Source organism: Micromonospora sp. IBSANI012 (genome assembly GCF_052814045.1).
The window spans coordinates 4,359,518-4,385,224 of sequence record NZ_CP199933.1 but is presented as its reverse complement, the minus strand read 5'-3'; the positions used below and the strand labels follow the sequence as shown (position 1 = coordinate 4,385,224).

24 protein-coding genes, 1 tRNA gene and 1 pseudogene are annotated in these 25,707 nt (G+C 71.4%); 8 read left to right on the top strand and 18 right to left on the bottom strand.

All coding sequences use genetic code 11. The features are described 5' to 3' along the window. Window positions 1-85 precede the first annotated feature (85 nt). From ACTWM8_RS20250 to ACTWM8_RS20230, 5 genes are all read right to left on the bottom strand, one after another. Complete coding sequence (locus tag ACTWM8_RS20250; protein ID WP_446210419.1) at window positions 86-2,512, bottom strand: DUF3488 and transglutaminase-like domain-containing protein; 2,427 nt, start codon at window positions 2,510-2,512, stop codon at window positions 86-88. After that, window positions 2,488-3,636, bottom strand: coding sequence for a DUF58 domain-containing protein (locus ACTWM8_RS20245; protein WP_446210418.1), 1,149 nt, complete (start codon window positions 3,634-3,636; stop codon window positions 2,488-2,490). The genes ACTWM8_RS20250 and ACTWM8_RS20245 overlap by 25 nt, the downstream gene beginning before the upstream one ends. Before the next feature lie 13 nt (window positions 3,637-3,649). Beyond that, window positions 3,650-4,648, bottom strand: a complete 999-nt coding sequence (locus ACTWM8_RS20240) for an AAA family ATPase (RefSeq protein WP_446210417.1) — start codon at window positions 4,646-4,648, stop codon at window positions 3,650-3,652. 33 nt (window positions 4,649-4,681) lie between these two features. Next, complete coding sequence (locus ACTWM8_RS20235; protein ID WP_446214608.1) at window positions 4,682-7,243, bottom strand: fibronectin type III domain-containing protein; 2,562 nt, start codon at window positions 7,241-7,243, stop codon at window positions 4,682-4,684. A 218-nt stretch (window positions 7,244-7,461) separates the two neighbouring features. After that, window positions 7,462-8,235, bottom strand: a complete 774-nt coding sequence (locus tag ACTWM8_RS20230; protein WP_446214607.1) for a hypothetical protein — start codon at window positions 8,233-8,235, stop codon at window positions 7,462-7,464. Window positions 8,236-8,257: 22 nt separating this feature from the next. Here ACTWM8_RS20230 and ACTWM8_RS20225 point away from each other — a divergent pair, with 22 nt between their 5' ends. Beyond that, the gene (locus ACTWM8_RS20225) at window positions 8,258-8,413 is read left to right on the top strand and encodes a hypothetical protein (RefSeq protein WP_446214730.1); all 156 of its coding nucleotides are present in this window, start codon (window positions 8,258-8,260) and stop codon (window positions 8,411-8,413) included. A gap of 57 nt (window positions 8,414-8,470) precedes the next feature. Next, entirely contained in the window at window positions 8,471-9,796 is a 1,326-nt protein-coding gene (locus ACTWM8_RS20220; protein WP_446214729.1) for a hypothetical protein, read from the top strand. A 524-nt stretch (window positions 9,797-10,320) separates the two neighbouring features. Here ACTWM8_RS20220 and ACTWM8_RS20215 read toward each other — a convergent pair. Next, window positions 10,321-10,626: pseudogene (locus tag ACTWM8_RS20215) on the bottom strand (hypothetical protein); the annotation flags it as partial. A gap of 101 nt (window positions 10,627-10,727) precedes the next feature. On the opposite strand from ACTWM8_RS20215, the gene ACTWM8_RS20210 reads away from it, so the two are divergent. Both ACTWM8_RS20210 and ACTWM8_RS20205 read left to right on the top strand, forming a co-directional pair. After that, window positions 10,728-10,814: transfer RNA gene (locus ACTWM8_RS20210), tRNA-Leu, on the top strand. Between the two features lie 283 nt (window positions 10,815-11,097). Beyond that, on the top strand, window positions 11,098-11,316 hold the full coding sequence (locus tag ACTWM8_RS20205) for an STAS domain-containing protein (RefSeq protein WP_446210416.1): 219 nt from the start codon (window positions 11,098-11,100) through the stop codon (window positions 11,314-11,316). Between the two features lie 13 nt (window positions 11,317-11,329). Here ACTWM8_RS20205 and ACTWM8_RS20200 read toward each other — a convergent pair whose 3' ends face one another. The 4 genes from ACTWM8_RS20200 to ACTWM8_RS20185 form a co-directional block, all read right to left on the bottom strand. Then, the gene (locus tag ACTWM8_RS20200) at window positions 11,330-11,626 is read right to left on the bottom strand and encodes a hypothetical protein (protein ID WP_446210415.1); all 297 of its coding nucleotides are present in this window, start codon (window positions 11,624-11,626) and stop codon (window positions 11,330-11,332) included. A gap of 152 nt (window positions 11,627-11,778) precedes the next feature. Continuing rightward, a complete protein-coding gene (locus ACTWM8_RS20195; RefSeq protein ID WP_446210414.1) occupies window positions 11,779-15,594 on the bottom strand; it encodes a hypothetical protein in 3,816 nt (1,271 codons plus the stop codon). Window positions 15,595-15,857: 263 nt separating this feature from the next. Then, window positions 15,858-16,493: a DUF4352 domain-containing protein gene (locus ACTWM8_RS20190; protein ID WP_446210413.1), complete on the bottom strand. Its 636-nt coding sequence runs from the start codon at window positions 16,491-16,493 to the stop codon at window positions 15,858-15,860. Between the two features lie 388 nt (window positions 16,494-16,881). Continuing rightward, window positions 16,882-17,331 (bottom strand): hypothetical protein, encoded by a 450-nt coding sequence (locus ACTWM8_RS20185; protein WP_446210412.1) that lies wholly within the window; start codon window positions 17,329-17,331, stop codon window positions 16,882-16,884. Window positions 17,332-17,364: 33 nt separating this feature from the next. Here ACTWM8_RS20185 and ACTWM8_RS20180 point away from each other — a divergent pair, with 33 nt between their 5' ends. Next, window positions 17,365-17,589 carry an IS3 family transposase gene (locus tag ACTWM8_RS20180; RefSeq protein WP_446210411.1) on the top strand — a complete coding sequence of 75 codons (225 nt, stop codon included), beginning with the start codon at window positions 17,365-17,367 and terminating at the stop codon, window positions 17,587-17,589. A gap of 234 nt (window positions 17,590-17,823) precedes the next feature. Here the strand turns inward: ACTWM8_RS20180 and ACTWM8_RS20175 are convergent, their stop codons facing one another. After that, window positions 17,824-18,942, bottom strand: coding sequence for an IS630 family transposase (locus tag ACTWM8_RS20175; RefSeq protein WP_446210232.1), 1,119 nt, complete (start codon window positions 18,940-18,942; stop codon window positions 17,824-17,826). 210 nt (window positions 18,943-19,152) lie between these two features. Between ACTWM8_RS20175 and ACTWM8_RS20170 the strand changes: the two genes are divergently transcribed. Next, window positions 19,153-19,626: a Rieske (2Fe-2S) protein gene (locus tag ACTWM8_RS20170; RefSeq protein WP_446210410.1), complete on the top strand. Its 474-nt coding sequence runs from the start codon at window positions 19,153-19,155 to the stop codon at window positions 19,624-19,626. A 401-nt stretch (window positions 19,627-20,027) separates the two neighbouring features. On the opposite strand, the gene ACTWM8_RS20165 is transcribed toward ACTWM8_RS20170, so the two are convergent. From ACTWM8_RS20165 to ACTWM8_RS20135, 7 genes are all read right to left on the bottom strand, one after another. Next, window positions 20,028-20,684, bottom strand: a complete 657-nt coding sequence (locus ACTWM8_RS20165; protein ID WP_446214606.1) for a helix-turn-helix domain-containing protein — start codon at window positions 20,682-20,684, stop codon at window positions 20,028-20,030. A 53-nt stretch (window positions 20,685-20,737) separates the two neighbouring features. Beyond that, window positions 20,738-21,346 carry a tyrosine-type recombinase/integrase gene (locus tag ACTWM8_RS20160; RefSeq protein WP_446214605.1) on the bottom strand — a complete coding sequence of 203 codons (609 nt, stop codon included), beginning with the start codon at window positions 21,344-21,346 and terminating at the stop codon, window positions 20,738-20,740. A gap of 148 nt (window positions 21,347-21,494) precedes the next feature. Further along, complete coding sequence (locus ACTWM8_RS20155; protein WP_130336588.1) at window positions 21,495-21,686, bottom strand: hypothetical protein; 192 nt, start codon at window positions 21,684-21,686, stop codon at window positions 21,495-21,497. A gap of 75 nt (window positions 21,687-21,761) precedes the next feature. Next, entirely contained in the window at window positions 21,762-22,343 is a 582-nt protein-coding gene (locus ACTWM8_RS20150; RefSeq protein ID WP_446214604.1) for a TetR/AcrR family transcriptional regulator, read from the bottom strand. A 188-nt stretch (window positions 22,344-22,531) separates the two neighbouring features. Continuing rightward, window positions 22,532-23,530: an LLM class flavin-dependent oxidoreductase gene (locus ACTWM8_RS20145; RefSeq protein ID WP_446210409.1), complete on the bottom strand. Its 999-nt coding sequence runs from the start codon at window positions 23,528-23,530 to the stop codon at window positions 22,532-22,534. Between the two features lie 69 nt (window positions 23,531-23,599). Next, window positions 23,600-23,902, bottom strand: coding sequence for a hypothetical protein (locus ACTWM8_RS20140; RefSeq protein ID WP_446210408.1), 303 nt, complete (start codon window positions 23,900-23,902; stop codon window positions 23,600-23,602). A gap of 7 nt (window positions 23,903-23,909) precedes the next feature. After that, window positions 23,910-24,635 (bottom strand): NADPH-dependent FMN reductase, encoded by a 726-nt coding sequence (locus ACTWM8_RS20135; RefSeq protein ID WP_446210407.1) that lies wholly within the window; start codon window positions 24,633-24,635, stop codon window positions 23,910-23,912. A gap of 72 nt (window positions 24,636-24,707) precedes the next feature. Between ACTWM8_RS20135 and ACTWM8_RS20130 the strand changes: the two genes are divergently transcribed. Both ACTWM8_RS20130 and ACTWM8_RS20125 read left to right on the top strand, forming a co-directional pair. Next, entirely contained in the window at window positions 24,708-25,337 is a 630-nt protein-coding gene (locus ACTWM8_RS20130) for a TetR/AcrR family transcriptional regulator (protein ID WP_446210406.1), read from the top strand. Between the two features lie 144 nt (window positions 25,338-25,481). After that, window positions 25,482-25,706 carry a hypothetical protein gene (locus ACTWM8_RS20125; RefSeq protein WP_446210405.1) on the top strand — a complete coding sequence of 75 codons (225 nt, stop codon included), beginning with the start codon at window positions 25,482-25,484 and terminating at the stop codon, window positions 25,704-25,706. Window position 25,707 lies beyond the last annotated feature (1 nt).

Genomic DNA, 25,707 nt, shown 5'->3' with positions numbered 1-25,707 from the left:
TTTCCCGACGCAAACCTCTTGATCACCGGGCACGGAGTCCGCGCTGGCGGTGCCCCGGGACCCCGGAGGGCCGGGGCACGTGGGGTCAGGGGCGCCAGCGGAGGGGGCCGGGGTGGACCGACCAGAGCAGGCGGCGCCAGCGGGGGCGGGCGGCGCGCAGGGCCGCCACGTACTGCTCGGCGAGTGCCGACGCCCGGTCGGCGTGGGCCGGGGTGGCGCTACCGGGCGCGAAGGCGACCTGGTTGAGCAGGACGGCCAGCTCGTCCACGTCAGGTCCGTCCACGATGGCCGGCGCGGTGGCGACGGCCAGGCCGTACCCGGCGTGGTCGGTCTGGCCGGTCCGGGGCGCGGTCGGGTCGGAGGTCGGGTCGGCGTTCGGGGGAGCGGCCTGGTCCGAGGTCGTCGTGGCGCGGGCGTCGGCCAACGCTCGTCGGGCGTGCCGAGCCACCTCCGTGGCGGCCAGGTCGCCGCCGACCGGCCGGCCCGCCAGGCGCAGCGCGTCGGTGACCTCCCGCCAGGCGCCGGCGATCCGCTCACCGGGGTCACCCCGTTCCCGCCGGGCCCGGGCCTGCGCCCGGCGCATCCCGGCCAGCGTGGCCAGCGCCGCCCCGACCAGCAGCAGCAGGCCGGCGACCGCCACGGCGACCAGCACCGGCGTCGACAGACCCCGGTCACCTCCGGGCCGGTCGGCCGCGGCCACGGCCGGCGGGGTCGCGGTCGGCTCCACGGTCGGCTCGGGCACCTCCGACGGGGGCGGGTCGTCCGGCGTCGGCCGGAAGTCCTCCTCCACCGGGCGGGGCTCGGTGTCCGGCCGGGGCAGCGGGTCGAACGGCACCCAGCCGACGCCCGAGAAGAGCACCTCCGGCCAGGCGAACGCGTCGGCGGCCCGGACCGGACCGTCGCCGCGCGACTCGAAACCCACCACCACCCGGGTCGGCAGACCGGTCAGCCGGCCCAGCACCGCGAACGCCGCCGCGAACTGCTCCGACGTGCCGCGCTGCCCGCCGCCACCGCGCGGTCCGAAGAGGAAGAAGTTCAAGTTCGGGTACGCGTGCCCGCTCGGCGCGTCCGCCACCACCCGGTAGTGCTCGGCGAGGAACTGCTCGATCGCGGCGGCCCGCGAATACGGGGCGCCGTTGTCCTCGGCGAGCTGACCGGCGAGCTTGCGCAGCGGCTCCGGCGTCCCGTCGGCGACCCGCAGCACCCGCGCCACCTCCGCACCGGCCGGCACGTCGGCGGTGGCGAGCAGGCTCGCGTCCGGCCGCTCCCGGGCCGAGGTGACCGTGTAGCGCAGTCCCGGGCTCAGCCCTTCCGGGCGGATCAGCGTTCCGGTCGCCGGGTCGTACGCCACCCGCGCCCCGGTGACCTCGCGCGGGGTGGCCACCGCCGGCAGCAGCCGTCCGGTCAGGTCGGCCACGGTGATCTCCTGCCGGACGGTCTCCACCGGTCCGGCGTCAGGTGCCGTGGCGGGCAGGATCCGCCCCGCGTTGCGGTAGGTCGCGCCGACCCGCCAGGTCACCCCGTCGTAGTCGCTGAGCACCGCCAGCCGGATCCGGCTCTCGGTCCCCGCCGGCGCCCGCGTGGTCACGTCCAGCAGCTTCTGCTCCGGGTTGAGCGCCCAGCCGGAGATCCGGATCAGCGGGTTCTCGTCCAGCGACTCCACCCGCGGCGGCTCCACGTAGCGGCGCGGGTCCACCGGCCGGTCGTCGACCCGGGCGGCCAGCAGCGGCCCGAGCAGGGCGGCCAGGCCCACCACCACCGCCAGGCCGAGCGCGGTGCCCGCCACCAGCCGGGCCCGCACGGCCGCCCGGACCGACGGGGCCAGCCCGGCGGTCGGGTCGGCCGCCCCCGGCGTGCCCCGCCGGTCGGACGCGGCCAGCCCCACCGCGACCGCGCCGGCGAACGCCACCGACGGCCAGGTCGCCGGGTCCGCGTTCGGCCCCACCACGTAGAGCGCGCCGGCGTAGAGCAGCGCCGGCGGCAGAAAGCCGAGCAGGGTCCGGCCGGCGCGCAGCGCCACCTCCGCGCCGGTCAGCCCGGCCAGCCAGGCCGCCACCAGCGGCACCAGCACGGTGTCCGGCGCCGGCTCGACCGGGATCATCGCGGTGAGCAGCCGGGGAATGCCGTTGCGGGCCGCGTCGGCGACGATCGGCCCGAAGCCGCCCGGCAGGTCGGCGTGCCGGGCGGCCAGGTGCAGCGAGAACGCCGTCCAGCCGCCCATCGCGGCCACCGACACCGGCGCCACCAGCCAGGACGGCAGCCGCCGGGCGGCCACGCTGACCAGCACCGAGCCGACCGCCGCGCCGAGCATCAGCCGGGTCAGCAGGTCGTCGGCGTACACCCGACCGAGCACCACCCCGGCCAGCGCGGTCATCACGACCAGCGCCACCGGCACCGGCACCGCCCGCAGCCCCCGCCGTACCGTCGCACCCGGACCGTCGCCCGGCGGCGCCGCCGGACCGGGCGCGGTCGGGCGCGCCTGCGTCGTCACCACCGGCGGACCCCGTCCCACTCGGCGGCGAACCCGGCCCCGTCGGCCACGTCCAGCACCACCAGGCCCGCCGCGGCGGCCGGCGTCGGCCCGTCCGCGCCGAAGACCGCCACCACCACCGACGGGTACGCCCCGCGCAGCGCTCCCACCTGCCCCAGGTCACCCCGGCCGCCCGGCCCGGTGAGGAAGACCAGCGTGTCGCCGGCCCGGTCCTGCCGCAGCCGGCTCGCCGAGGTGCGCAACGTGTCGGCATCGCCGTCGGTCAGCTCCACCGCGGCCAGCCGGTCCAGCGGCGGCTCGCCGGCCCGGTCCTCCCCGGGCGCCACCAGCAGCAGCGCCACCGGCAGGTCCTCCCGGACGGTCGCGGTGACCACCGAGGCGGCCGCCTCGCAGGCGGACTCGAAGGACTCGGCGACCCCGTCCACCCGCTGCGGGTGGGCGGCGGCCCGGTTGTCCAGCAGCACCACGATCCGGGGCAGGCTGGTGTCCACGTTCTCCCGCACCATCAGCTCGCCGACCCGGGCGCTGGTGCGCCAGTGCACCCGGCGCAGCTCGTCGCCGACCACGTACTCGCGCAGCGAGTCGAAGGTGATCGACCCGTGCGGCACGCTGTCCGACCGGCCGTCGAGGCTGCGCCCCGCGCCGGTGGGCACCGCGGTCAGCGGGTGGATCCGCGGGTGCACCCAGACCGGCACCGTTGCACCGTACGGGCGGGAGAGCGCCACCAGCCCCAGCGGGTCGCGCCGGGTCACCCGCAGCGGGCCGACCGGCACCACGCCCCGGCGCCGGGTCGGCACCTCGTACCGAACCGTGGTGTCCCGCCCGGGACGCAGCCGCAGCACCGGCACGGGCACCGTCGCCGCGCCGCACCGGTCCTCGGCCAGCAGGTTCGCCGCCCGCAGCCGCCCGGCGTTGCGGACCGTGACCGTCATGTGGGCCGGCTCGCCGCGGGCCACCCGGTCCGGGTCGGCGCTGCGGGAGACCTCCAGCCGGGGCCGCCAGACGGCGATCACCACGGCGTAGCCGACCGCCACCGCGGCCGCCGCGCCGAGCAGCGCCAACTCCGGGTACGCGAAGCGGAAGCCGACACCGAGCAGCAGCACGGCGGCGCCGAGCAGCCCGACGCCCCGGGCGGTGATCCCCATCGGCGTACGACCGTCAGCCGTGCGCCGGGGCCGGCTGGCCCGACGGCAGCGGCACCGGCACCGACGCGATCGCCTGGCGCAGTACCTCGGCGGGGGTCACCCCGCGCACCTGCGCGTCCGGGGTGAGCAGCAGCCGGTGCGCGAAGACCGGCTCGGCGAGCGTCTTCAGGTCCTCCGGCATGATCCAGCCCCGGCCGTCGATCAGCGCGTACGCGCACGCCGCGCGGGTCAACGCGATCACGCCCCGGGGGCTGACCCCGACCCGTACCTGCGGATGGCTGCGGGTCGCGGCGGCCAGCCGGACCGCGTACGCGTAGAGCGGCTCGGCGATGTGCACCCGGCGGGCCATCCGGACCATCTCCCCGACGGTGGCGGTGTCGGTGACCGCGCTGAGCGAGTCGGGGGAGCGGACCGTGGCGCCGCGCAGCACCTCCACCTCGACCGCCTCGTCCGGGTAGCCCACCGACAGCTTCACCAGGAAGCGGTCCAGCTGCGCCTCCGGCAACCGGTAGGTGCCGTCCATCTCGACGGGGTTCTGCGTGGCCACCACCAGGAAGGGCTGCGGCACCGGATGCCGGACGCCGTCCACGGTGACCGTGCGTTCCTCCATCACCTCCAGCAGCGCCGACTGGGTCTTCGGCGAGGCCCGGTTGATCTCGTCGGCGATGACGATGTTGGCGAAGACCGGCCCCGGGTGGAACTCGAAGCCCCGGGTGGCCTGGTTGAAGATGGTCACCCCGGAGACGTCCGAGGGGAGCAGGTCCGGGGTGAACTGGATGCGGCGCCACTCACCCTTGACCGTCGCGGCGATCGCCCGGGCCAGGGTCGTCTTGCCGACGCCGGGCACGTCCTCCAGGAGGACGTGCCCCTGCGCGAACAGCGCGGTCAGCGCCAGCCGTACCACCTGCGGTTTGCCCAGCACGACCGCGTTGACGTTCTCCGCCAGCCGGGCGGCGAGAGCGGCGAAGCCCTGCACCTCCGGGTGGGTGAGCGGTTCCTGGGTGCTGTTCACGGTGGTGGTGCTCCTCGACTGGCTGGTACGGCGTCAGCAGGTGGGCAGGACGTTGATGTCGTCGCCGCCCTCCAGGTTGAGCCACGCCCACGGGATGTAGTTGCGCCCGGAGTACTCGACCTGCACCCACCACGTGCTCTGCTTCTGGCTGTTGTAGATCCAGGAGTCGACGTTGTCGCCGGACTTCTTGCAGTACGCCTTGAGCCGGGTGCCCGGCTTGGCCCAGCCGACCTGCTTGTCGTTGTCCTGCCGGGTGACCGAGAAGATCTCGTTGCCGTTGCGGCCGTCGACGTCCTTGTTGCAGTAGGTGCGCTGGTCGCCGTCCGAGCCGTTGTTGCAGGTGGCGACGCCGTACAGCGGGTCGGTGGTCTGCGCCCGGGTCGCGGTGCCCTTACCGGCCGCGTTGCTCGCCGTGACCGTAAACGTGTACGCCGTCCCCGCCGTCAGGCCGGGCATCGTGATGCTGGAACAGGGGCCGGACCTCGCCGCCTCGCCGGCGGTGCTCAGCGTGCAGGTGGCCTGCCCGCCGCCCGCGTCGACCGTGAAGGTGACGGTGGCCGCGGTGGCGGTCGCCGACGAGCCGGTCACCGTCACCCGGGGCGCCGCGACCGTCCGCGCGGTGGTGGTGGCCTCCGGGCCGGGACCGGCCTCGTTGACCGCCTTCACCTTCACCGTCACGCTCTGCCCGTCGCTCAGCCCGGACTCGATCTTCTGCGTGTCGGTCACCTCGCTGACCTTGCCCCCGACGTCGACCAGGTACTTCGTCACCGGGCGGCCGTTGTCGAGCGCCGGCGACCACTGCACGGCGACGGTGCCCCGCTGGTCGGCGACCGTGGTCGCCCGCAACTCGGCCGGCTGCCCCGGCGGGGCGAACGGCACCACCGTGTTGCTCACCGGCGAGGCCGCCGAGCCGGCGCCCTTGTCGTTGACGGACACCACGGTGAAGGCGTACTGGGTGCCGTACTCCAGCTCACCGGCCGGCACCACCAGCTCCGTCTTCGCCGACTCGCCGGCCGGGGCGTTCGTGCCGGCCGAGGTCGCGGTCACCGCGTACTTCGCGATGGTGTTGCCCTGCCCGTTCGCGGCCGGCCACTTCACCAGCACCGTGCCGTCCGGCCGGGCCTCGGCGGTCACGCCGGCCGGCGGGTCCGGCACCGCCGCCGTCGGGGTGACCGGGTTGCTCCGCCGGGCCGGGCCGTCGCCCTTGGCGTTCACCGCGTGCACCGCGAACGTGTACGACTCGCCGTTGGTCAGGCCGGTGATCTCCACCGCCCGCTGGTTGGCGCCCACCTCGTGCTTCTGGCCGCCGCCCTCCACCACGTACCTGGTGATCTCGGCGCCGTTCGCGGCCGCCGGCTTCCAGCTCACCCGGGCCCGAGCGTTGCCGGCGGACGCGGTGACGCTGCGCGGCGCGCTCGGCTTGCCCACCTTCGGCTTCTTCGGCGGAGGCGGCGGCGGGGGGACCGGCGGCGGGTCGCCGCCGAGCACGTCGTTGGCGTACTTGTTGACCTCGCGCACCTGGTGCTTGTCGTCGACCACCCGGGCCGTCGACGAGTCGGGCGCGTTGATGAACAGGTGGTTCTCCCGCACCTCCAGCTCCAGCGGGCCGGTCATCCCCTTGCCCCGGATGGTGTCGACCAGCTTGCCGGCGCCGTCGAAGGCGTAGACCGTCCCGCTGGCCTCGTCGGCGCAGTAGAACCGGCCGGCCCAGGCCACCGCCGCGTTGAGCCGGTCACCGCTGCCCGGCACGGTGAACTGGCGTACCTCGCTGCCGTCGGCCACCACGTGCACCCGCCGCTCGCCGCCGACCGTGACCGGCACGGCCGGGCCGCTGGTCCGGGCCGGCAGCGTGCCCGCGGACGACATGGCCAGCGGGGTGCGCACCGTCTCGCCGGCGCGGACGGTGACCAGCGACGCCGAGGTGCGGTCCAGCACCGCCACCCCGTCGTCCAGCGTGGACACCACCAGCTCGTGGCTCGGCTCCGCCACCGTGTACGTCTCGACCTGCTTCGGGCTGAGGCCGCCGCCATCGGCGGGGGCGGAGGGCAGCTCCGCCGCGGTGACCGCCGAGACGGTGCCCTCGCTGGGGATCGCGATCCAGAGCCGGCCCTTGCCGTCGAACGCGCCGCCGGTGATGCCCGGCAGGTACCGCACCGGCTCACCCACCGGGGTGAGCGAGCGCGGGTCCAGCTGCCGGACGATGCCCTGCACGGCGTCGACGACGAACGCCGCGTCCTCGTGCAGCACGACGTTGACCCCGAGGCCGGGGGTGGTCCGGGTGGTCGCGGTGATCTGGAGGGTGGCCAGGTCCAGCGAGCTGACCTGGCCGGTGTTCAGGTCGCGCAGGATCAGCAGCCGGTCGGTCTGGGTGACCTGCATCGGGTGCCGCCGCGCGCCGGGGATCTCCATCCGGGTGTCGACCCGCGCGGTGACCCCGTTGACCCGGGCCATCTCGCTGCGTGCCGCGCTCCACAACCAGCTGCTCGCGTCGTAGTTGGCCACCGCGTTGTCCGCGGCGCCCAGCCCGAGCACCGTCAGCCCCATCGCCGCCAGCAGCGCGCCCACCGTGCCGATGGTGACCAGCCCGCCGCGCATCCGGGAGCGGCGTGGCGGTCCGGCGGTGTCGGTCACGGTGCTCCGCCCCGAGTCGTCGATGGTGGCCACGTCCGGCTGCCTCCCCGTCTGGCTGTCCAGGTGGCGCGCCGTGTCCCCGGCGACCCTCCCCTGAGCCGTGGGACATCATATGGGCCGCACCGGCACCGGGGAACCCGCTGGGTCCCCCTATGGACACCCAGCGTGTGCGCCGTGGACGGTCAGCCCGCCGGCGTCCGCCGCTCCCGGTCCGTGCAGACCTGTCCCGACGTGGCGAAGGCGTCCGTGGAGTACACCGCCAGCACGGTGAAGCAGTAGTCCACCGTGGAGCTGAGCCCGTTCACGGTGTAGGTCGTCTGTCCCGGGTCGACGGTGGCCATCACGCCGAGCGCCTTCCCGGCGCGCCCGCCGGCGACCATGAACGGCACCCCGCCACCGGCCGGGTCGGACCAGGTGATCGTGACGCTCGTCCCGTCGTCGCGCACGTTCAAGCCGGTGGGCGGGGCGCCGGTCGCCTTCGCCGCCCCCGGCGTGCCCCCGGTCGGCGCCGGCGGCAAACCGGGCTCGTCGCGGTCCAGCGCCACCGCGCCGACCACCCCCGCGACCCCCAGCACCGCGACGCCCGCCACGACGGCCAGCACCACGCGACCCCGCCCGCGCCGCTCCGGCGGCGCCTCCACCGGGTACGCCGGCGGCGGCTGGTACACCGGGCTGACCGGCGGGTACGTCGCCTCCTGGCGCGGCTGCTCGACCGGCACGCCGGCCTCCTCCTCCACCACCCGCGGCGGCATGTCGTACGCGACCAGCGGCTCGTCGACGAGTTCCAGCGGCCCGTCGGTGTCCGCCTGAGTGCTGGCGTCGTCGTCCTCGGCCGGCTCGTCGCGGACCGGGGAGGTGGTCAGCGGCTGCGGCGGCGCGACGCTGCTCCACGGGGGCGCGGTCAGCCCCCACGGTGGCGCGCTGACCGGCGGGGTGCTGACCGGCCTGGCGCTCACCGGATGGTGCGGTGCCGGCGGCGTGCTGGCCACGGGCGGCATCGGCGGACGGTGCACCTGGTGGGCCGGCGGGGTGCTGACGGGGTACGCGGGTGCCGGCGGGGTGCTGACGGGGTGGTTCGGTGCCGGCGGCGTGCTGATGGGGTGGCTTGGCGCCGGCGGCGTGCTGACCGGGTAGGAGGGTGCGGGCGGGGCGCTGGCCACGGAGGGCGCGCTGAGGTAGTGGGTTGGCGGGGTGACCGCATGGTGCGGGGTCGGCGGGGCGCTCACCGGGTTGGCCGGGGTGCTGGGCGCGGGGGCCGCACTGACGGGTTGGGTCGGCGGGGCGACCGGACGGTGCGGTGGTTGCGGGGCGTTGATCGGGTGCGCGGGCGCCGGGACCGGCGGGGCGCTGATCGGCGGCGCGGGCGCCGGAGTAACGGGCGGTGCAGGCGGCGGCGTGACCGGTGGCGCGCTGATCGGCGGTGCGGGTGGCGCGCTGACCGGCGGGGCGGCGTTGAACGGTGGCGCGCTGACCGGCGTGGTGGGGGCTGCGCTGACCGGCCGCACGGGGACCGGGGGAGCGCTGACCGGGTGCACGCTGACCGGCGGGGCGCTGACCGGTGGCGTGCTGACCGGGGCGTTCGTCGGTCGGGTCGTCGCCCGCGGCGTCGCCGCCTGGCGTTGTGCCTCCTCGCGCAGGAGCGGATCTATCTGCTGGACCTGGATGGTCGGCCGGTCCCAGCCGTGCGCCTTCGGGGCCGCCGGCCGCGGGACCTCCGTGGCGGGCGGCTCGGTCGACCTGTCGGGCGGTGTGACCGGCGAAGCATGCGGCGCAGTGGCTCCGGTGGTCACCGGACCCGGCACGGTGGCGCCCGTGGTCACCGGACTCGGCGTACCTGCGGTGGTCACCGGACTCGGCGTGGTGCCTCCGGTGGTCACCGGCTTACCCATGGCCGGCCGGTGGTCCGGCGGAGGCGGAAGTGGCGTCGGCGCCGCGTCGGCCGCCGGCGCCGGAACCGTCGGAGTCCTGCTCGGGACCTGGGGTGCCGGCGGCACGACTGCGGGCGTCGTCACCGGGCCGGGCGGTACCTGTGCCCGCGGGGGGACGGGGGGCGTTGGCACTGCCGCCTGGGACGGCGCCGGACGCGGAGCCGGCGGCGTCGCGACGGCGGGCCTGGGAGCCGGCGGCAGGGTCGGCGTGGCGGCGGGTCCGGACCGCGTATCCGCCGGCGCGGTCGCCGGGTACGGCGTGGTCGGGGGCACGGCCGGTGCCCGCAGGTGCGGCGGTGCCCACGGGGACGTGGTGGAGGAAGCGGCGTCGACGTGCGCGGGTGGCCCGGGTCGGGGCGGGGTGGGCGCGGGGACCACGGGCGGCGGCGGGGTCGGTCGGGCGGGCGGGTGTGGGGCGGGCGGGGCCGACCGGGGGGCCGGCACCTGGGGCGCCGGCGGCACGGAGATCTGGCGGTGCGGCGCGGGCGGAAGCTGCGAGGCCGCGACGGGCGGCGGTGGTGCGGGTGGGGCCGGCGCGGGCGGCACCTGGTGTGCGGGCGGGGCCTGCGGTGGTGCGGAGACCTGTTGAGCGAGGGGTGGCGCCTGGGGCGCCGGCGGCACGGTCCGCTGCGGGGGCACCGGCGCCGTGGGTTGCTGCCGTACCGGCGGTACGACCGTCCTCTGATGTGGCATACCGGTCGTGGGCGCGGAGAACGCGCCGCCCGTGCTCGGCGCGGTGCTCGGCGGTCCGGCCTGCCGAACGGCGGGCGGCCCGGAGTGCCGGAGCGGAACCGGACCGGGCTGCGGGGCCGGCCGGGGCGGGGCGATGGGCGGGAGCGGGGGCGGGGTCGTCGCCGGTGCTGCACCGCCGAGGTACTGCCGGGCCGCCCGTACCGCGGGGTGGTGCTCACCGAGCACGGTGGGCCCGGCGGTGGCCACCCGGGTGTAGTTGCGGCGGGCCTCGTGCCGGTTGCCGAGTTCCTCGGCCACCGACGCCAGATCGAAGGAGATGGCCAGCATCAGCGGCTCGGCGCCGGTCCACCGGCGCTCGCCCGCCGTGTACGCCTCCTCCAGCACCCGACGGGCGGCGGTCGGGTCGTCGGCCTCGCGGTGCATCCGCGCCAGCAGGTGGGCGGTGCCCAGCACCTCCGGGTGGTCCTCGCCGTACGCGGGCCGGACCGAGGCGATCGTGTCGGCCAGCAGCCGGCGGGCGGCGGGCAGATCACCGGCGGAACGGAGGGCGAGCGCCCGCTGCTGAGCGGCGACGAGGGGGGAGGGTTGTGACACGTGAGCAATGCTGCCGGTAGACGGTGCCCGGACGCTACCCGCCCGACGGCACGCCCCGGCGGTACTGCCCGCTCCATGCCTCTGACCTGGGCAGATGTCGCAACATTGCACGGGGCCGGCGGCGATGTGCATGATCCATCTCGGCCGTGTACAGTAATGCCCCGTGCGGCCCACCAGGGGCGGCTGACCGGCGGGAGAGCCGGCGACGCCGACAGGGTAGGCTGGACGAGTAAGTCCGGGTGGCGGAATGGCAGACGCGCTAGCTTGAGGTGCTAGTGCCCGTATAGGGCGTGGGGGTTCAAGTCCCCCCTCGGACACCAATCAGATCAGGCAGTGACAAGGCCGTTGAGCTGGCATTACTCAGCTCAGCGGCTTTGAGTGTTTTCGGGGCACTGCCCGCCAGGGGATCACGGGCTCGGAGTCGTCCGTCGGCAACGCGATCTTGCCTCAGCCGACCGAGCCGGTTACGGTCCCACTGCTGCGCATATAGGTGCGCGCCTGGCGGCAGAGCCCGCGACGGGTCGAGGCCGCCTGTTCACGTGAAGGAACAGTGGCGCAGATCGAGAAGAGGACCACGACGGGCGGTACCCGCTGGCGGGTGAAGTGGCTGCCGCGATCGCTCGCACGCCCCGCGTCCAGGTCGACCTGGCGCGGGTCAGCTTCATCGACTCCACCGTGCTGAGCACCTTCGTCAACGCCCACAGCCGTGCCGCCGACAGGGGCGTCAGCCTCGCCCTGGTCAATCCCACCGGCCATGTCCGGCGCGTGCTGTCGATGACCGGGATCCTGCCAACGCTCAGCACGCCCGACTCCGGCGACTAGTCCGTCAGGCGGACTAGCTGTCGGGGCGGCGCGGGGTGCAGCTGACGATCGGGTCCACCCGGACGTCGGGGCACATGCGGCAGCGGAGCACGAGGTGCCCGCCGCACGAGCAGGGAAGCCAGTCGCGCACCGGCCGGGTCGCCGACCCGCCGGCGAAGCTATGCCCGGTTCTGGAGCGCTCCGGCTCGTCGCCGACCAGCTGACGTACCCGGGAGTAGGGAAAGGCGACCACGTGCGGGTCGGCTCGGGCCGCATCGACCAGGCGGCGAAGCTCGGCGGGGGAGTCGGCGACGCGCTCGACGACCGTCACGCGGGGCGGGCTTTGTCGGCCCGGTCCCAGCGGACGGTGATGTGCCATCGGGTGCGCCACTCCACCCGGCCAGGCTATCGAACAGGCGTTCGATCAAGCGTCAAGTTGGGCTTTCGTGGGTCCCACCCAGCAGGTGGGTCGCCAGTGCAATTTCAGGGCGCCATTAGGTCGGCTCTTGGATAGTCGAGCCCGATCGGCGCGTTGTATGCGCCGATCGCTCCGGCTGAACAGCCAGTTTCGCTGCAGCGCTGAGTTTGCAGATAGGCGCGGTCGTTTGCGATCCCCCAGTGAAGTGTTTCGTAGGACTCCATTGTGGAACTTCCCGACCAGGACCAAAGGGTCTCGCCTGACCGGCCGTCGAGCACAATGACTCGCTCCTGGGGCCACCGGTCCTCGGAGTACTTGAGTTCGTGCACTGCAATGTTGCCGTCCGCTCCGACCATCGGGAAGCTGCCAAGGGAGCCCCAATCGGACCGGTACTGCCAGTTGATTCTCCCATCGTTGTCGAGCTTCGTCAGGATGCCCGAATTCCAACCAACGATGAAAAGACCGTCCGGGCTCGTGTGGACGTCGAGCGGCGCGCCGCACATGTTGAGCGGCGTATATCTGAGTTCGCCGTTCGGGCTGACACGGACAAGCGAGTTCGTGCAGCCGCTATCGCGGCTATCGCCCCAAACGCTGGCATAGGTGTTGCCAGTCACGTCGGTGGGAATTCCGATGGCCGCAGCCACCCCGATCGGGAGTTTCACAGTGCGCCTGTGAGTGCCGTCGTATCCGTAGTAGTGGATGACGTCATAGCCCTGTGTGTAGTCGGGTGGACCAACCCATTCGTTGAAGACGAGACCCTCACGGTAGGCATGTAGGGCGTAGACGATACCTGGCATGCGCCGGTCGAGGAATATGGCGCCGTTGGCCGCGCGTATTCCCAGGAGACGCGGCTCTCCGTCGCAATGGTGGAGTGTGTACAGATCACCGGTGGCGCCAACCAGGAGGGTCCCGGGGAGGCCGCAGGTCGACGGAGTCGTTGTTCGCCAAACAATCCCGACCCCCGGCCGGTAGGCGGCCAGCTTCCAGGCTAGGGTGGGATCCGAGTAGTCGGTCCCCCCGAAGTAAAGAGTGCCGTCGCGTCCGACGGCCATGTTCTCAGGGCAGGCGCCGGGCCGATTTCGATCCTGTGGAAGACTTCCCCGCAATGTGCCGTCTGAGCTGAATGTCGACAATAGGGGCGTATCCTCGTGCTCGTATGGGCAGCGCCCCAGGGTCAGGGCCGCATCGGGGTGGGTGACCATGTTCTGAGGGTCCACATCGTTAGAAATTTGCCGCTGCCACAACGGTGCGGGATTGGCGGGTGGTACCCCGCCGCCGCCGCCGTCGCCGGGGGTCTTAATCAGGATCCGGACGCTCCCGATGGCCGTCTGGCCACCTTTATCCTCCACCTCGACAACAGCCCGGTACTGGCCAGCTGCCGTCGGGGTCCCAGTGATGCCGGCGGCGGAGAGTGTCAGGCCGGGAGGCAGCGAACCTGCGCTGATCTTGGTGGTGAGCGGTGGGGACCCACCGGTTATCTGTAGTGGCGCGGTGTAGGCCTGCCCGACCGTTCCCGTGGGCAGTTCCCCGACGGTGATGGACGGACCCGGCCAAGGGCCGTCGGCGTGAGACAGCCGGAATCGCAGTACGTCGACGGCGGCGAGAGTGTAGGAGACCTGCGTGTACCAGAGGTCGACGTCGAACGAGCCCTCGACGGTGACGCCCAGGTCTGTGCTCCACCAGGGATTGGTGGTGGGAGACAATGTGGTGTCGGCGAAGAGACCGCCGAAGAAGGCCGGGCCTGCAGCTCTAGCAAATTTGAGCGACGCCTTGGCCCCGAGGGCCACCCGCAGCTTGCCGGTAGCGGCCACGTTGGGTGGTGTGAAGGTACCTTTGGCGTTGCCCTCGTGGATCCAGTCAACACCCTGTCCGTCGACGTACAGGGCCCCGACGGTGATTTTTCCGCTGATGGTGGCGGTGTCGGTGACACCGGCAGCGAGTTCAACCTTGATCATCGGCTGTAAAGCTGGCACGAAGCCCCAGATCGTGCCTAAAGGAATCGATCGGCCTATGTCGAAGGCGCATTTGACCGTCCCCGGCGCGGTGAGTGTCACGCTTCCTGCGGCTTCGATTTCGAACGCGACGCGCAGCCGTTTTAGCTTGCCCAGTCCCCAGGATGCGTCGAGAACGACCCGGGCGGACACGTCGATGGCGATGTCCGTTCGAAGAACATAAGCCCCACAGGGACGGCTCCCCGCGGCAGCGGCCGGTATCCGTAGCTGGCCGTCGGCGTCCGCGAGTAGGTGGCCTGCCAGAGACTTCGCGGCCGATGCCGGCGCACCCTCGGCGAGGGCCCGGGTGTCCGCGCTGCCGGAGACGGTGCCTGAGGGGAACGCCTCCTCAAGTGACACTGGTTCGGTACGAACGATCGTCTGTCCGGATCCGCCCTGCTGGGTGGAGGTCACTCGGCCTAGGATTCCCGCTCCCGTTGTGGGACTCGGGGGGACGAACAGGGCCTCACCCACTTGGGGTGCCGCACCGGTGATGGTGACTGCGTCGGAGTCTGGTGACATGCCGATCACCTGCCGGGCGTCAACCACCTCTGTTGTCGCTGGCTTCTCGAGGCTGGCCGCAACCCCGGCGGAGATCCACCCGACGACGTCGGCGATGAGATGGGTGGATCCGGTGAGGTTGTGAAGAGAGACCTTCCCGCCAGCGCCGACCTTCGCCACGACGAGATTCGGCGCTGTCTGGCCCTTAACAAGATTCAAGGTGCTGCTGGTAGGGCGGCTCTCACCGGCGGGATAGACGGTGACAACGGTCGACGCAGTGGGCTGCGTGCCGGTCAGGTTGAACACCACCGCGCCGACCCCATCGGCGGGGACCCCACCCCGACCCGTGACCTGCACGTCGATCGTCTTTCCCGCACCGACCGGACCCGTCGTGCTGGCTCCGAGCCCGGACCGGGTGTCGAGCAAGCGGACTGGCGAAAGGCTTACATAGTCGCCGCCGACCGGCATCCAACCCAGGACGTCGGCGATGAGATGGGTGGATCCGGTGTTGTTGTGGAGAGACACCTTTCCGCCGGCGCCGACCTTCGCCACCACGAGATTCGGCGCTGTCTGGCCCCTAACAAGATTCAAGGTGCTGCTGGTAGGGCGGCTCTCACCGGCGGGATAGACGGTGACAACGGTCGACGCAGTGGGCTGCGTGCCAGTCAGGTTGAACACCACCGCGCCGACCCCATCGGCGGGGACCCCACCCCGACCCGTGACCTGCACATCGATCGTCTTTCCCGCACCGACCGGACCCGTCGCGCTGGTGCCCAGCCCGGAGCGGGTGTCCAAAATCCTGGCGGGCGAAAGGCCGGTGAGATCGGCGCCGCGGGCGAACCAACCGACGACATCGGCGATCAGGTGTGTGGAACCGGCGTGGTTGTACAACGCTACTCTGCCTCCGGCTCCGACCGTGATGATGGCCAGGTTTGGCCTCGTCTCACCTGCCGTCAGGTTCAGAGTGCTGCTGGTGGGTCGGCCTTGACCGGCGGGGTAGGCAGTCACGTAGGTGGACGCAGTCGGCTGTGTGCCAGTCAGGTTGAAAACGACCGCGCCGACGCCGTCGGCGGGCACCCCACCACGACCGGTGACCTGCACATCGATCGTCTTCCCCGCACCGACTGGACCCTTCGCGCTCACCCCCACCCCCGAACGAGTGTCCACCAGACGACTCGGTGATAGCGGCGTGTAGCTGCGGTCGGTGAAGTTGACCGTACTCGTCAATTGCTGCGGAGCCGGAAGGCTCGGTGTGATCGCGGCACCCACCAACAAAAGGCAGGCGATGATTGCTGTCATACTGCTGTGGGCCAGCCGGGAAGTATCCACGCGCGTCGCTCCAAGCAATCGGGTAAAGCGACTGTAGAAGCGAGAGGCGACGACAATCATCGGCCGAAAGGGCGTCGACGGACGAACGATCGCAGGCCAGTCCCCGGTTGATCGGCGAGAACCGGTGACCCGCCGGTTACCGGTCACGCGACGGGACTTGCGCTTCCCAGAGATTAAGACTGGCCCTGTCACCGTCGTGAAGTCCGGTGAAGGACCCCCCAACAATCGGCGGGACAGGACCCGAAGGGCCACGGTGAGCAGCGACAGCCCCGGAGGATCTCCGGGGCTGTCGGCTGTCTTCGCCAGGTCACGCCGGGCGGCGGTCAGAGGGTGACGACGGCGTCCTCGGCGAAGGTGAACAGGCCGGCGCCGAACGTGATGGTCTTCAGCTTCGTGCCCTTCGGCACGTCGAAGTAGACGTTCGCCTTCACCGAGTTGCCCGGGTTGATCTCGTCGAGGAAGCCCTTGGCGTCGTCGTTGCCGTAGATGGCGGCTTCCCCGTCGACGTCGTACTCCCGGCCGGAGGCGTCCTGCGCGGTGATGGTGCCGTCGGCGTGGAACAGGTGGGCGCTCTTGGTGACGTTCTTAGCGGTCACGCTGACCCGGCAGAAGGTGCCCTGCGCCTTGTGGTTGAAGTAGCTGCTGCCGACCTGGGAGATCCCGCACTTCACGCTGTTGACGGTGAACTCGAAATCGCCGCCGCGCACCTTGTCGCCCAAGCCAAAGGTCTTCGGCTTGGCCGGGGCCGGGGCTGCGGTCGTCTTCGCTGGCGCGGGCGCCGGGGCCGAGGTGGTCGGCGCCGCCGCGGCCGGGGCGGAGGTGCTGGTGGTGACGGCCGGGATGTCGCTGCTGGCGGACACGTCAGTCTTCTTGCCGTTGTCGCTGGCCAGGCCGATCACCATCGACCCGCCGCAGCACAGCACGACGAACGCACCGACGCCGATGAGGGTGGGGATCATCCAGGGCCGCTTGCGGGCAGCAGGCGCCGCCGGCGCGGCGGGCTGCTGCCATCCGCCGGGCGGCGGCGGGTACTGGCCGGGCTGCTGAGGGAACTGGCCGGGGGGCGGAGGGTACTACCCGGCGAGCACGTGCGGGAACTGGGCGGTCGGCGGCATCGGCTGCTGGCCCGGAGCCGGCGGCTGGTTCTGGGCAGGGTCGTAGGGGGTCGTCATTGAGTGGTGGTCTCCCAGGTCTGAATTCGCGCTGCCCCGTACCGAGCGCAATGCATCCAACGTTGTCACAGTGTTTTCACAGGCGCAGTCCCCCGGCCGTCCCGTCGTATACGCCGGTCAGCTGGGGAAACGCCCGATCTGATGACCGAAGGTCGGACGTTGAGCCAACCGGTGTTTACGCTCCGGCCGCGGCGTCCCAGAACGGGTCGGCCTCGTCGCCGAGCAGCAGCGGCACGTCGTACACCGACAGGTCCAGCCGCGGGCGCACGTACCACACCCGGTGGCGCCAGCCCCGGTTCTCGAAAGCGGTGTCCACTTCGATCTCGGCCACCACGGTCGGCTCCACCTGCAGGTAGCGCAGTGGCTCGGGTCGGTCCAGCTGCCCGCTCCAGCTCGCCGGCAGCGGCTGCGGCCAGGGGTGCGGGGCCACGATGCCCCGGCGCTGCTGCGGCCGGAGCGGGGAGAGCAGCGGCGCGAGCTCCCGGCGTTGGACCATCGCCAACGGGTGCGTTATTCCCGTGTAGCGCAGGTGTCCCCGCCGATCGAACCGGCCGAGGACCAGCGTGCTCGGGTTGCCGAGGCTGCCGGTCACCCCGCCGATGGTCGCCTCGGTCGCCGCACGCACCCGGAACTTCTGCCAGCCGCCATCGCCGCCTCAATGGGCACCGTCGGCGACTGCTTCGACAACGCGGCCGAAAGCTTCTTCGCCACCCTGCAAACCGAACTACTCGACCGCCACTACTGGGCCACCCGCCGCCAGCTGGCTACCGCCGTCTTCGACTACATCGAAACCTTCTACAACCGCCAACGCCGCCACAGCGCTCTGGACTACCACAGCCCAACCGACTACGAGACGATCACCGCGGTGGCACCTGCCGCCTAACAACCCGGTGTCCACACAACCGGGGCAACCTCACTGATACCGATGTGTCACGCAGGTCCTGAAACACGACAAGCGGAGCTCCTGGTTTCTGGGTGTCTTGGAGGGACAACCTCTCTACCGGAGCTCCGCTGCTCGCTTCAGCATCGACCTTGACAGCCAGCCGATCGGCCTAACTGAACGGCGTTGGGGCTAGTCCTGGGCTAGTGCCTTGACCACAAACGTTGGCCGGGTTGGTCATGCGGCTCGGCTCGCGGGTTGACCCCAGCGGCGGTGTCGTTCGCTGCGGATCTTGGCGCGGTGGCGGCGTTGGGCGGCCAGGACGTCGGGGTGGCGGGCGTTGGCGTTGCGCCAGCGCAGGTAGGCGTGCAGGCCGCGGGCCAGGACGGTGTGGTTGGGGTAGTCCGAGCCGGCGATGACGAAGGTGCGTAGCGGCCCGAAGTGCGCCTCGATCGGGTTTGCCCAGGAGGCGTAGGTCGGGGTGAAACACAACTCGACCTTGTTCCGGGCCGCCCACTGTCGGATCGCGAAGCCCTTATGCGCGGACAGGTTGTCCAAGATGATGTAGATCGGGGCGCCGTCAGGGCGGGCGGCTCGGATCGACTTGAGTGCGGCGAGGGTGTTCGTCGCCGATTTCTGTCTGCGGACCACACCCCAGAGGGTGTCGTCGCCGATCGAGTAGCAGCCGTGGAACTGCCGCACGCCGTGCAGCTTGTGGTAGTTCGCCGCGAGCCTGCGTGGGCGGCTCTTGGGCTGCCAGCCGACGCCGCCGTGCGGGCGGATCGTCAGCGGCCCGAACTCATCGAACGCGAAGGTGCGGTGCGGGAAGTGCTCGATCACGTGCTCGATACGGGCCAGCTTCTGCTCCCGCTGGGGGTCTGTGGACTCCTTCCACGTCTTCGTGCGTTGGAAGGTGATCTGGTGGCGGCGCAGCACCTGCCGTAGTCGTTCCCGCCCGATGATCACCCTCCGATCAGGGTTGTCAGCGAGGTATTCGGCGAGCTTGCGCACGCTCCAGCAGGTGAACGGCCGTCCCAGCTTGACGGGACGGGTGTTGGCCGTCGCGACGATGAACGCCTCGTCGTCGCTACTGATTCGGCGGGGACGGCCACCCGCCCACTGAGGGTCCAGGCTGGCCATGCCCATCTCGTTGAACCGGTGGATCACCTGCCGAACGGAATCCTCGTCGGCCTGCACGAGCCGGGCGATGACCGGCACACTGTTCCCGCCAGCTGAGGCGAGCACAACCATCGCCCGCCGCAGCCGCACGACCGAGCCGGTGCCCCGACGCACCAGACGCTGCAGCCGCTGACCCTCTTGATCACTTAATCGACGTACCCGAACCGGCTCTGCCACCCCGACAGCCTGACGGCCCCACGCCGGCCCAGCCCTTCACCCAGGCCGGCGTGTCACCAACACCGCCAACGTTTGTGGTCAGAGCACTAGCCGGCCCACCGGGCCGGCCAGAATCTCCGCAAACCGGGTGAACCGTCTGACAGAGTGGTCTCTGTGCGCAGGAACGTGACCGCGAATCATGACGGGCACGGCGGCAGAGAGGGGCGAGGTATGAGCGACGTTCAGGTGCTCACCGGGCCGGGCACGCAGAGCCGTCGGGCCCTGCTCACAGGTGCGGGCGCGGTCGGTGCGGCGGCGGTTCTGGCCGCCTGCGGCGGCGACGACTCCGGCGACGGGGCCGGCGCCCCCACCACCGCCGTTAGCCCTACCGCCACCGGCGGCGGCGGTCCGGCGGCCGGCCAGCCTTTGGCCAAGACCACCGACATCCCGGTCGGTGGCGGCAAGATCTTCGCCAAGGAAGGCGTCGTGGTCACGCAGCCGAATCCGAGCGAATTCAAGGGCTTCAGTTCGATCTGCACCCACCAGAACTGCACGGTTTCGCGCGTCGAGGGCGGCACGATCAACTGCCTCTGCCACGGCAGCAAGTTCTCCATCATCGACGGCTCGGTCAAGACGCCCCCGGCCACGCGGCCGCTCCCGCCTAGGGAGATCAAGCTCACCGGCGACCAGATCTCCCTGGCCTGACCCGCGCTGCACATCTCGGCCCCGGACTTCCTGGCACTGTAGTGGCCCGCCGTGACGGGTGTGCGCGCGATACCCCGAGTTGGGGGCGATCGTTGCACCCTTTCGCGGTGGTGTCCACTTTGGCCCGGAAGTGGCTGACTGCGCGGTCAAGGCTGTCAGGCGGCCACCCCGGAGTCCAGGATTTGCCGTTTTCGCCACCGGGCGGGCCTGCTACCTGGGCCTATGTGGTGATTGGCCCTCCCGGACCGGTGCGGGTGGTCCGTCCAGCGGACTAGCCGAGGGGCGGCCGGCGGCCGGGTTGTGGTCTGAGCCACTTTTCCGGGTAGGTGCCGTGCCGGTCCCTGTCGGCTCCGGCAGAGCCGGGGTGGAGTCCTCGTTGAGCAGGTTGGCGACCTCGGGGATCAGCTGCGGCGGCGCGTGACGCAGTCCGCGGGGACCGGCGGTCCACCCGCACGTCCGGGCAGAGAACTGGTGGAGCGTATGCAGTGTTCCCCTGGTACCGGGGCCTCGGCGCCGACGGCTACCGGTCGCTGCCGGCCGCCGGTTACCGCTGCGGCTGGGGACTGACTGGCGCCATGAGGGACCCCCCTACGAACAAGTTGGGGCAGCGTGTCGGCGGTCAGCAATTGGGTCAGGTGGCAGGACGCAGGCCGGTCAGGGTGACGGTGACCAGGCGCTGGACCGCGGCGGCGGAGCTGAGGGCTTCTGCCGTGAGCGCGTGCAGGCGTAGCCGGCGAGTTCGTCGGCGGGGATGTCGGCGCGAACGTGACCGGCGTCGGCGGCGTCGGCGAGCAGCTCGCGAGTGACGGTCCCCGGCCGCCGTGATTCCTCTGGTACGGCGTCAGCCGCCGCTGGCCGGTTGCGGGGCCAGACCGGGCGTTGACGACCTGCACTTCGATCAAGTCGTTCGGCTGGCACTGCAGGATGTCGCACAACGCGGCCAACACATCCATCGACAGCCGCTGCGGGGGCTGGGTGACCAGTCGGAACACCTGCTCCCTCGACAGGCTGATGCCGCACTCGGCCAGGCGTGGCACCAGCTCGGAGGTCTGGAACATGCCCCGCTCGGCCATCAGCCGCCGCAGGTGCCACTGGTAGTCCACCTTCTTGATCACGCGGGTGCCTCCCACAGCTCGACATCCCTGTTGGCCAATGCCTCGCGGACCAAGCGATTGCGGTACTCGTCCGACACGTGCGCGTAGATCGCCATGGTGCTCCCGTACAAATGACCCACCTGATCCTGCACGAACCGCTCGGGGTAGTCGAACTCGATCAGATGGGTGATGTAATAGTGCCGTAGTGAATGCAGGTTCAGCTCGTCCGGCAGGCCGGCGGCCGACCGCGCGGTCTCGAAAGCGTCGTTCGCCGACCGCAATGACATCCGGCCGCGCCGCTCGGTCACCCACAGCGCCGGGTGCCTGCCAGGGGAGAACAGGGGACGGACCTCATCGGCGTACGCGTCGATGACCTCGACCACCCAGTCCATCTCCGGCACCGTCAGCACGGTGCGGCGCTTGGGCGGGCCGCCCCGCGATGCCTTGCCGTAACGCACGAACAAGGCTCCGACGCGGCCGTACTGGCGGACCTTCGGGTTGGCACGCAGATCGACCATGTCCAGGAACACGGCCTCGCGCCGGCGCAGCCCGAACGCGTATACCGTCTTGAGCAAGGCCGCGTCGCGCATCGCCGCGAGCGCGCCTTTACGGCCCCGTTTCCGGATTTCCTCCGCCCTACCATCCGCCGCGTCGAACAGGGCCTGGACCTCGTCGTAGGTCAGCGGCCGGCGACCCGGCCGTCCCTCGAAGTCGCTGACGTGGGCGACGGTGTTCCACTCGTGCAGGATCTTCGCCGGGGCCTGGCCGAACCGCTCAGGCAGCCGCCCAGCCGTAGCCGGGGTCGCTGACGAAGTCGCAGAACAGCCGCAACGTCAACTGATAGCCGCGGCCGGTGGACTCCGCCAGCGGGCGCTGCCCGGAAGTGAGATGAGCGAAGAACGCGTCGACCTCGGCCGGCTGCCACTGCCACGGGTACTGGTTGGTGAACCTCGCGAACCGCCGCACCAGGCTGAGTCGCGGCGTGATCGTGACCGGCGTCCATCTTCGAATGGTTGCTGCTGGTCGACCGCTGGCGAAGCGTCAGCGCGGCGCGGGTGGGGGGCGTAGGCCGTCGAGGGCGACGCCGAGCACCCGCTCGCGTTGGTCCGGCTCGGGGAATCGGGCCATTGTGAGGCCGCTGACCAGCCGGACCACGTCGTCAAAGCTGATGTCGTCGCGGACTACCCCGGCCGCCTGGGCGCGGCGCATCATCGGCTCGCCCGCGGTGTAGATCTCCGTCCGACACGTACGGAACACCTCGGAGTCGTGCAGCAGCTCTTCAGCCAGCGCCCGCTTCGTAGCGGCATATCCGACGAAACGGTGCAACCAGGCGACGAGGGCATCCCACGGGGGCAGGTCGGCGAGGTCGGCGGCGGATCGGCTGAGCGCTCGGACCTCCTCGACGTAGACGGCTTCGAACAGGTCCGGTCGATTTGGGAAGTTCCGGTAGAGGGTGCCGATGCCTACGCCGGCGCGCCGGGCCACCTCCTCCAGCGAGGCCGACGCTCCGTTCTCCGCGAACGCCTCGCGGGCCGCCGCGATCAGCGACTCGTAGTTGCGTCGGGCGTCGGCCCGTTTGGGCCGCCGTGCGAAGACCTCGGGCAGGTGCCCTCCGCCGGTCATGACGTGCGTCACCGGTGCGAACTGGCGGCACGGCCCGCACCACGCGGCCCAAAAGTCCACCAGCACGATGCCGTCGCCCTGCACCGTCTCGGTGAAGTCCTGCTTGGTGTCACGGTGCTCATCTATGGTTGCCCCTTCAATCAGATTGTGGCAGACTCCCCCGGCCTCGCCCGCGGCCGGCCGTTGGGTCAGGAGGTGGCCGCCTGCTTGGCGATCAGCTCGAACGAGCGGATCCGGTCCTCGATGTCGTAGACCTGGGTGGTCAGCATCAGCTCGTCCGCACCCGTGCGCTCGCGCAGCTCGTCGAGCTGGCGGGCCACGGTCTCCGGGGAGCCGAGCGCCTGCCCCTCGAACCGCGACCGCGCCAGCTCCAGCTCCTGCGGCGTGTACGGGTACCGGGCCGCTTCCTCGGGGCTGGCCAGCAGCTGCGCCTGGCCGGTATGCATGCGCAGGAAGGACAGCATGGCCGGGCCGGCCAGGTACTCCGCGCGCTCGTCGGTATCCGCGCAGATCGCGTTGACCGAGACCATCGCATACGGCTTGTCGAGGTACTCCGACGGGCGGAAGTGCTGCCGGTACAGGGCCAGTGCCGGCAGCGTGTTGGCGGAGCTGAAGTGGTGCGCGAAGCTGAACGGCAGGCCCAGCATGCCGGCCAGCTGCGCGCTGAACCCGCCCGATCCGAGCAGCCAGATCTTCGGCATGTTGCCCAGCGCAGGGATCGCGGTGATCCCCAGCCGGGGCTCGCGCCTGGTGAAGTACCCGATGAGATCGTCAAGCTCCTGCGGGAACGCCTCGGCGGACAGGCCCTTCGTCGTCCGGCGCAGGGCCAGCGCGGTGACCTGGTCGGTGCCGGACGTCCGGCCGATGCCCAGGTCGACCCGGCCCGGGTGCAGCGCCTCCAGCGTGCCGAACTGCTCGGCCACCGCCAGCGGGGCATGGTTGGGCAGCTGCACGCCGCCCGAGCCGACCCGGATCGTCGAGGTCGACGCCGCCAAATGCGCGATCAGCACAGACGGGGACGAACTGGCGACCCACGGCGTGTTGTGGTGCTCGGCCACCCAGAACCGCCGGTAACCCAGCTCCTCGGCGCGGACCGCGAGCGCCGTGGTGTGCCGGAGGGCCTCGGCGGAGGATCCGGTGGCGTCGACCGGAGCGACATCGAGGACAGAGAGAGGTACGTCAATCACAAGATCATTCCTTTGGTGGTGGGGTTGTCGCGTGGCGGGATGGTCTAAACCGGACTCCGGCCCGGGTGGCTAGCGGCGGAGCCGCCGGTGAACAGGGCCAACGCGGTGAGGTAGACGCGCTTGGCGCCGAAGCGGCTCATGGCCCCAGGCAGCCAGCGGGATCACGGCGCAAAGAGCGAGCGTGTAGCCGGTGGCGACCCACTGCACGGTGGCGAGTGGCGCGTCGAACAACGTCGCCAGCGGATGGAGAGCGACGTTGACGATGGTCACGTCGAGCACGGCCATGATCGAGCCGATGACGACGACCACGAGGGTACGGGCGAGAGTGGCGGCGGATCCGGCGGTTCGTGCCGGTCCAGTGACGGTGCTCATCCCCCCGTCACATACCGTACGGGTGCTCGGCGCGAGCGGTGCGCAGCGCGCGGCCCCACCACAACAGCTGGTCGACCATGTTCTTGGCGGCGCCCTCGCAGACCGCCGGGTCGAGCGGTCTGCCGTCCTCGCCCAGCCCGGACCAGGGCCCGTGCAGGCTGACGGAGTCGCGCACAGTCATGGCGTGCAGCTCGGCGAAGACCTGACGAAGCTGCTCGACGGCGCGGAGCCCGCCGCTCAACCCGCCGTAGGAGACGAAGCCGATCGGCTTGGCCTGCCACTGGGTGTAGTGCCAGTCGATGAGGTTCTTCAACGAGGCCGGAAAGCTGTGGTTGTACTCGGGCGTGACGACGACGAACGCCTCGGCGGCGGCCAGCCGTGGGCTGACGTCGGCGAGAACGGCCTGAGTCCCCGGCGCGGGGGCGGGAAGGCCGTCCCACCCGGGCATGGACACGGGAAGATCCAGGCCGGCGACATCGACAACGTCCAGATCGATGTCGGTGCGGTGGCCCACATGGCCGGTGAACCACTCGGCGACCGACAGGCCGGAGCCGCCGCCACGAGCACTTCCGATGATGACGGCGACCCGGAGCGCGGGGTCGTTCGAAGGTGCGAAGTCAGACATCGCGGTCTCCCCTCTCGTTTCATTGCCACGATTCGCTGGCACGTCAGGTAGCATACAACGAGTATTGCAAAAGATAAAACGGTCGTTGTAATCGGCCTTGATCGACATGTGGGAGATGAAGCGATGACCGGCGCGGGATCAGAGGACAAGACAAGGACGGCCCAGCCGCGGCGGGGCCGGGTGGACAAGGCGACAGCGATCGTGCAGGCCGCGTGCGAGGTCTTCGGACGGGACGGCTACTCCCGGGCCAGCATCGACACGATCGCCGCCGAGGCCAGCGCCTCGACGCGCACCATCTACAACCACTTCCCGGGTGGGAAGGAGGAGTTGTTCCGCTCCATCATGCGGTTGAGCGCAGAGCGGGTCAGGGACGAGCAGCTCGCGCAGCTGCGGAGGTACCTGGATCCGGAGCGTCCGCCGCATCCTGACGACCTTGAACGTGACCTGCTCGCTCTGGCCCGCGCCTGGGTCGGCCTGATAACGGACTCCCGCGACCACTTCTCGCTGGTGCGGCACATCTACGCGGAGGCCGCGCACATCCCGGCCGAGGTCTTGGACGCCTGGCAGGAGGCCGGACCGCGCGTGGTGGGCCGCGAGGTGGCGTCTGCCATGGCCGCGTTGGGCGATCGTGGCCTGATCGACGTCCACGGCAGCCCGGCCCAGGCCGCCGCCCATTTCATGGCGTTGATCTCAACCGAGATCACGCAACGGTCCTACTGGGGGGTCAGCCCGCTCCCGCCGGAGGAGGCCGACCGGCTGACCTCCGCCGGAGTACGCGCGTTCCTGCGGGCGTACGGCTCAGCAGGCTGAGTTAGAGCCGCCCTCAAAGCGGAACCCGGCAACCGGTCGAGGCTCGGCCCCCGGCCCGCGGTCCTCCTCAGCGTCGGCGGGTCGCGTGGACTGTACCTGCTCGACGAGCCGGAGGCGGCGCTGTCGGTGCACGGCTGCCTGGCGATGCTCACCCGGATCCGCGACCTCGTCGAGACCGGTTCGCAGTTCGTCGTGGCCACCCATTCACCGATTCTGCTGGCCGTACCGCACGCGCGGATCCTGCAGATCGACGTCACCGGCACCATGAGCGAGGTCAGCTACGACGAGGCGCAGCCGGTGGTGTTGACCCGCTCGTTCCTGGCCGACCCGCGGCGGTATCTGCACTACCTGTTTAGCGACGACCGTTGAT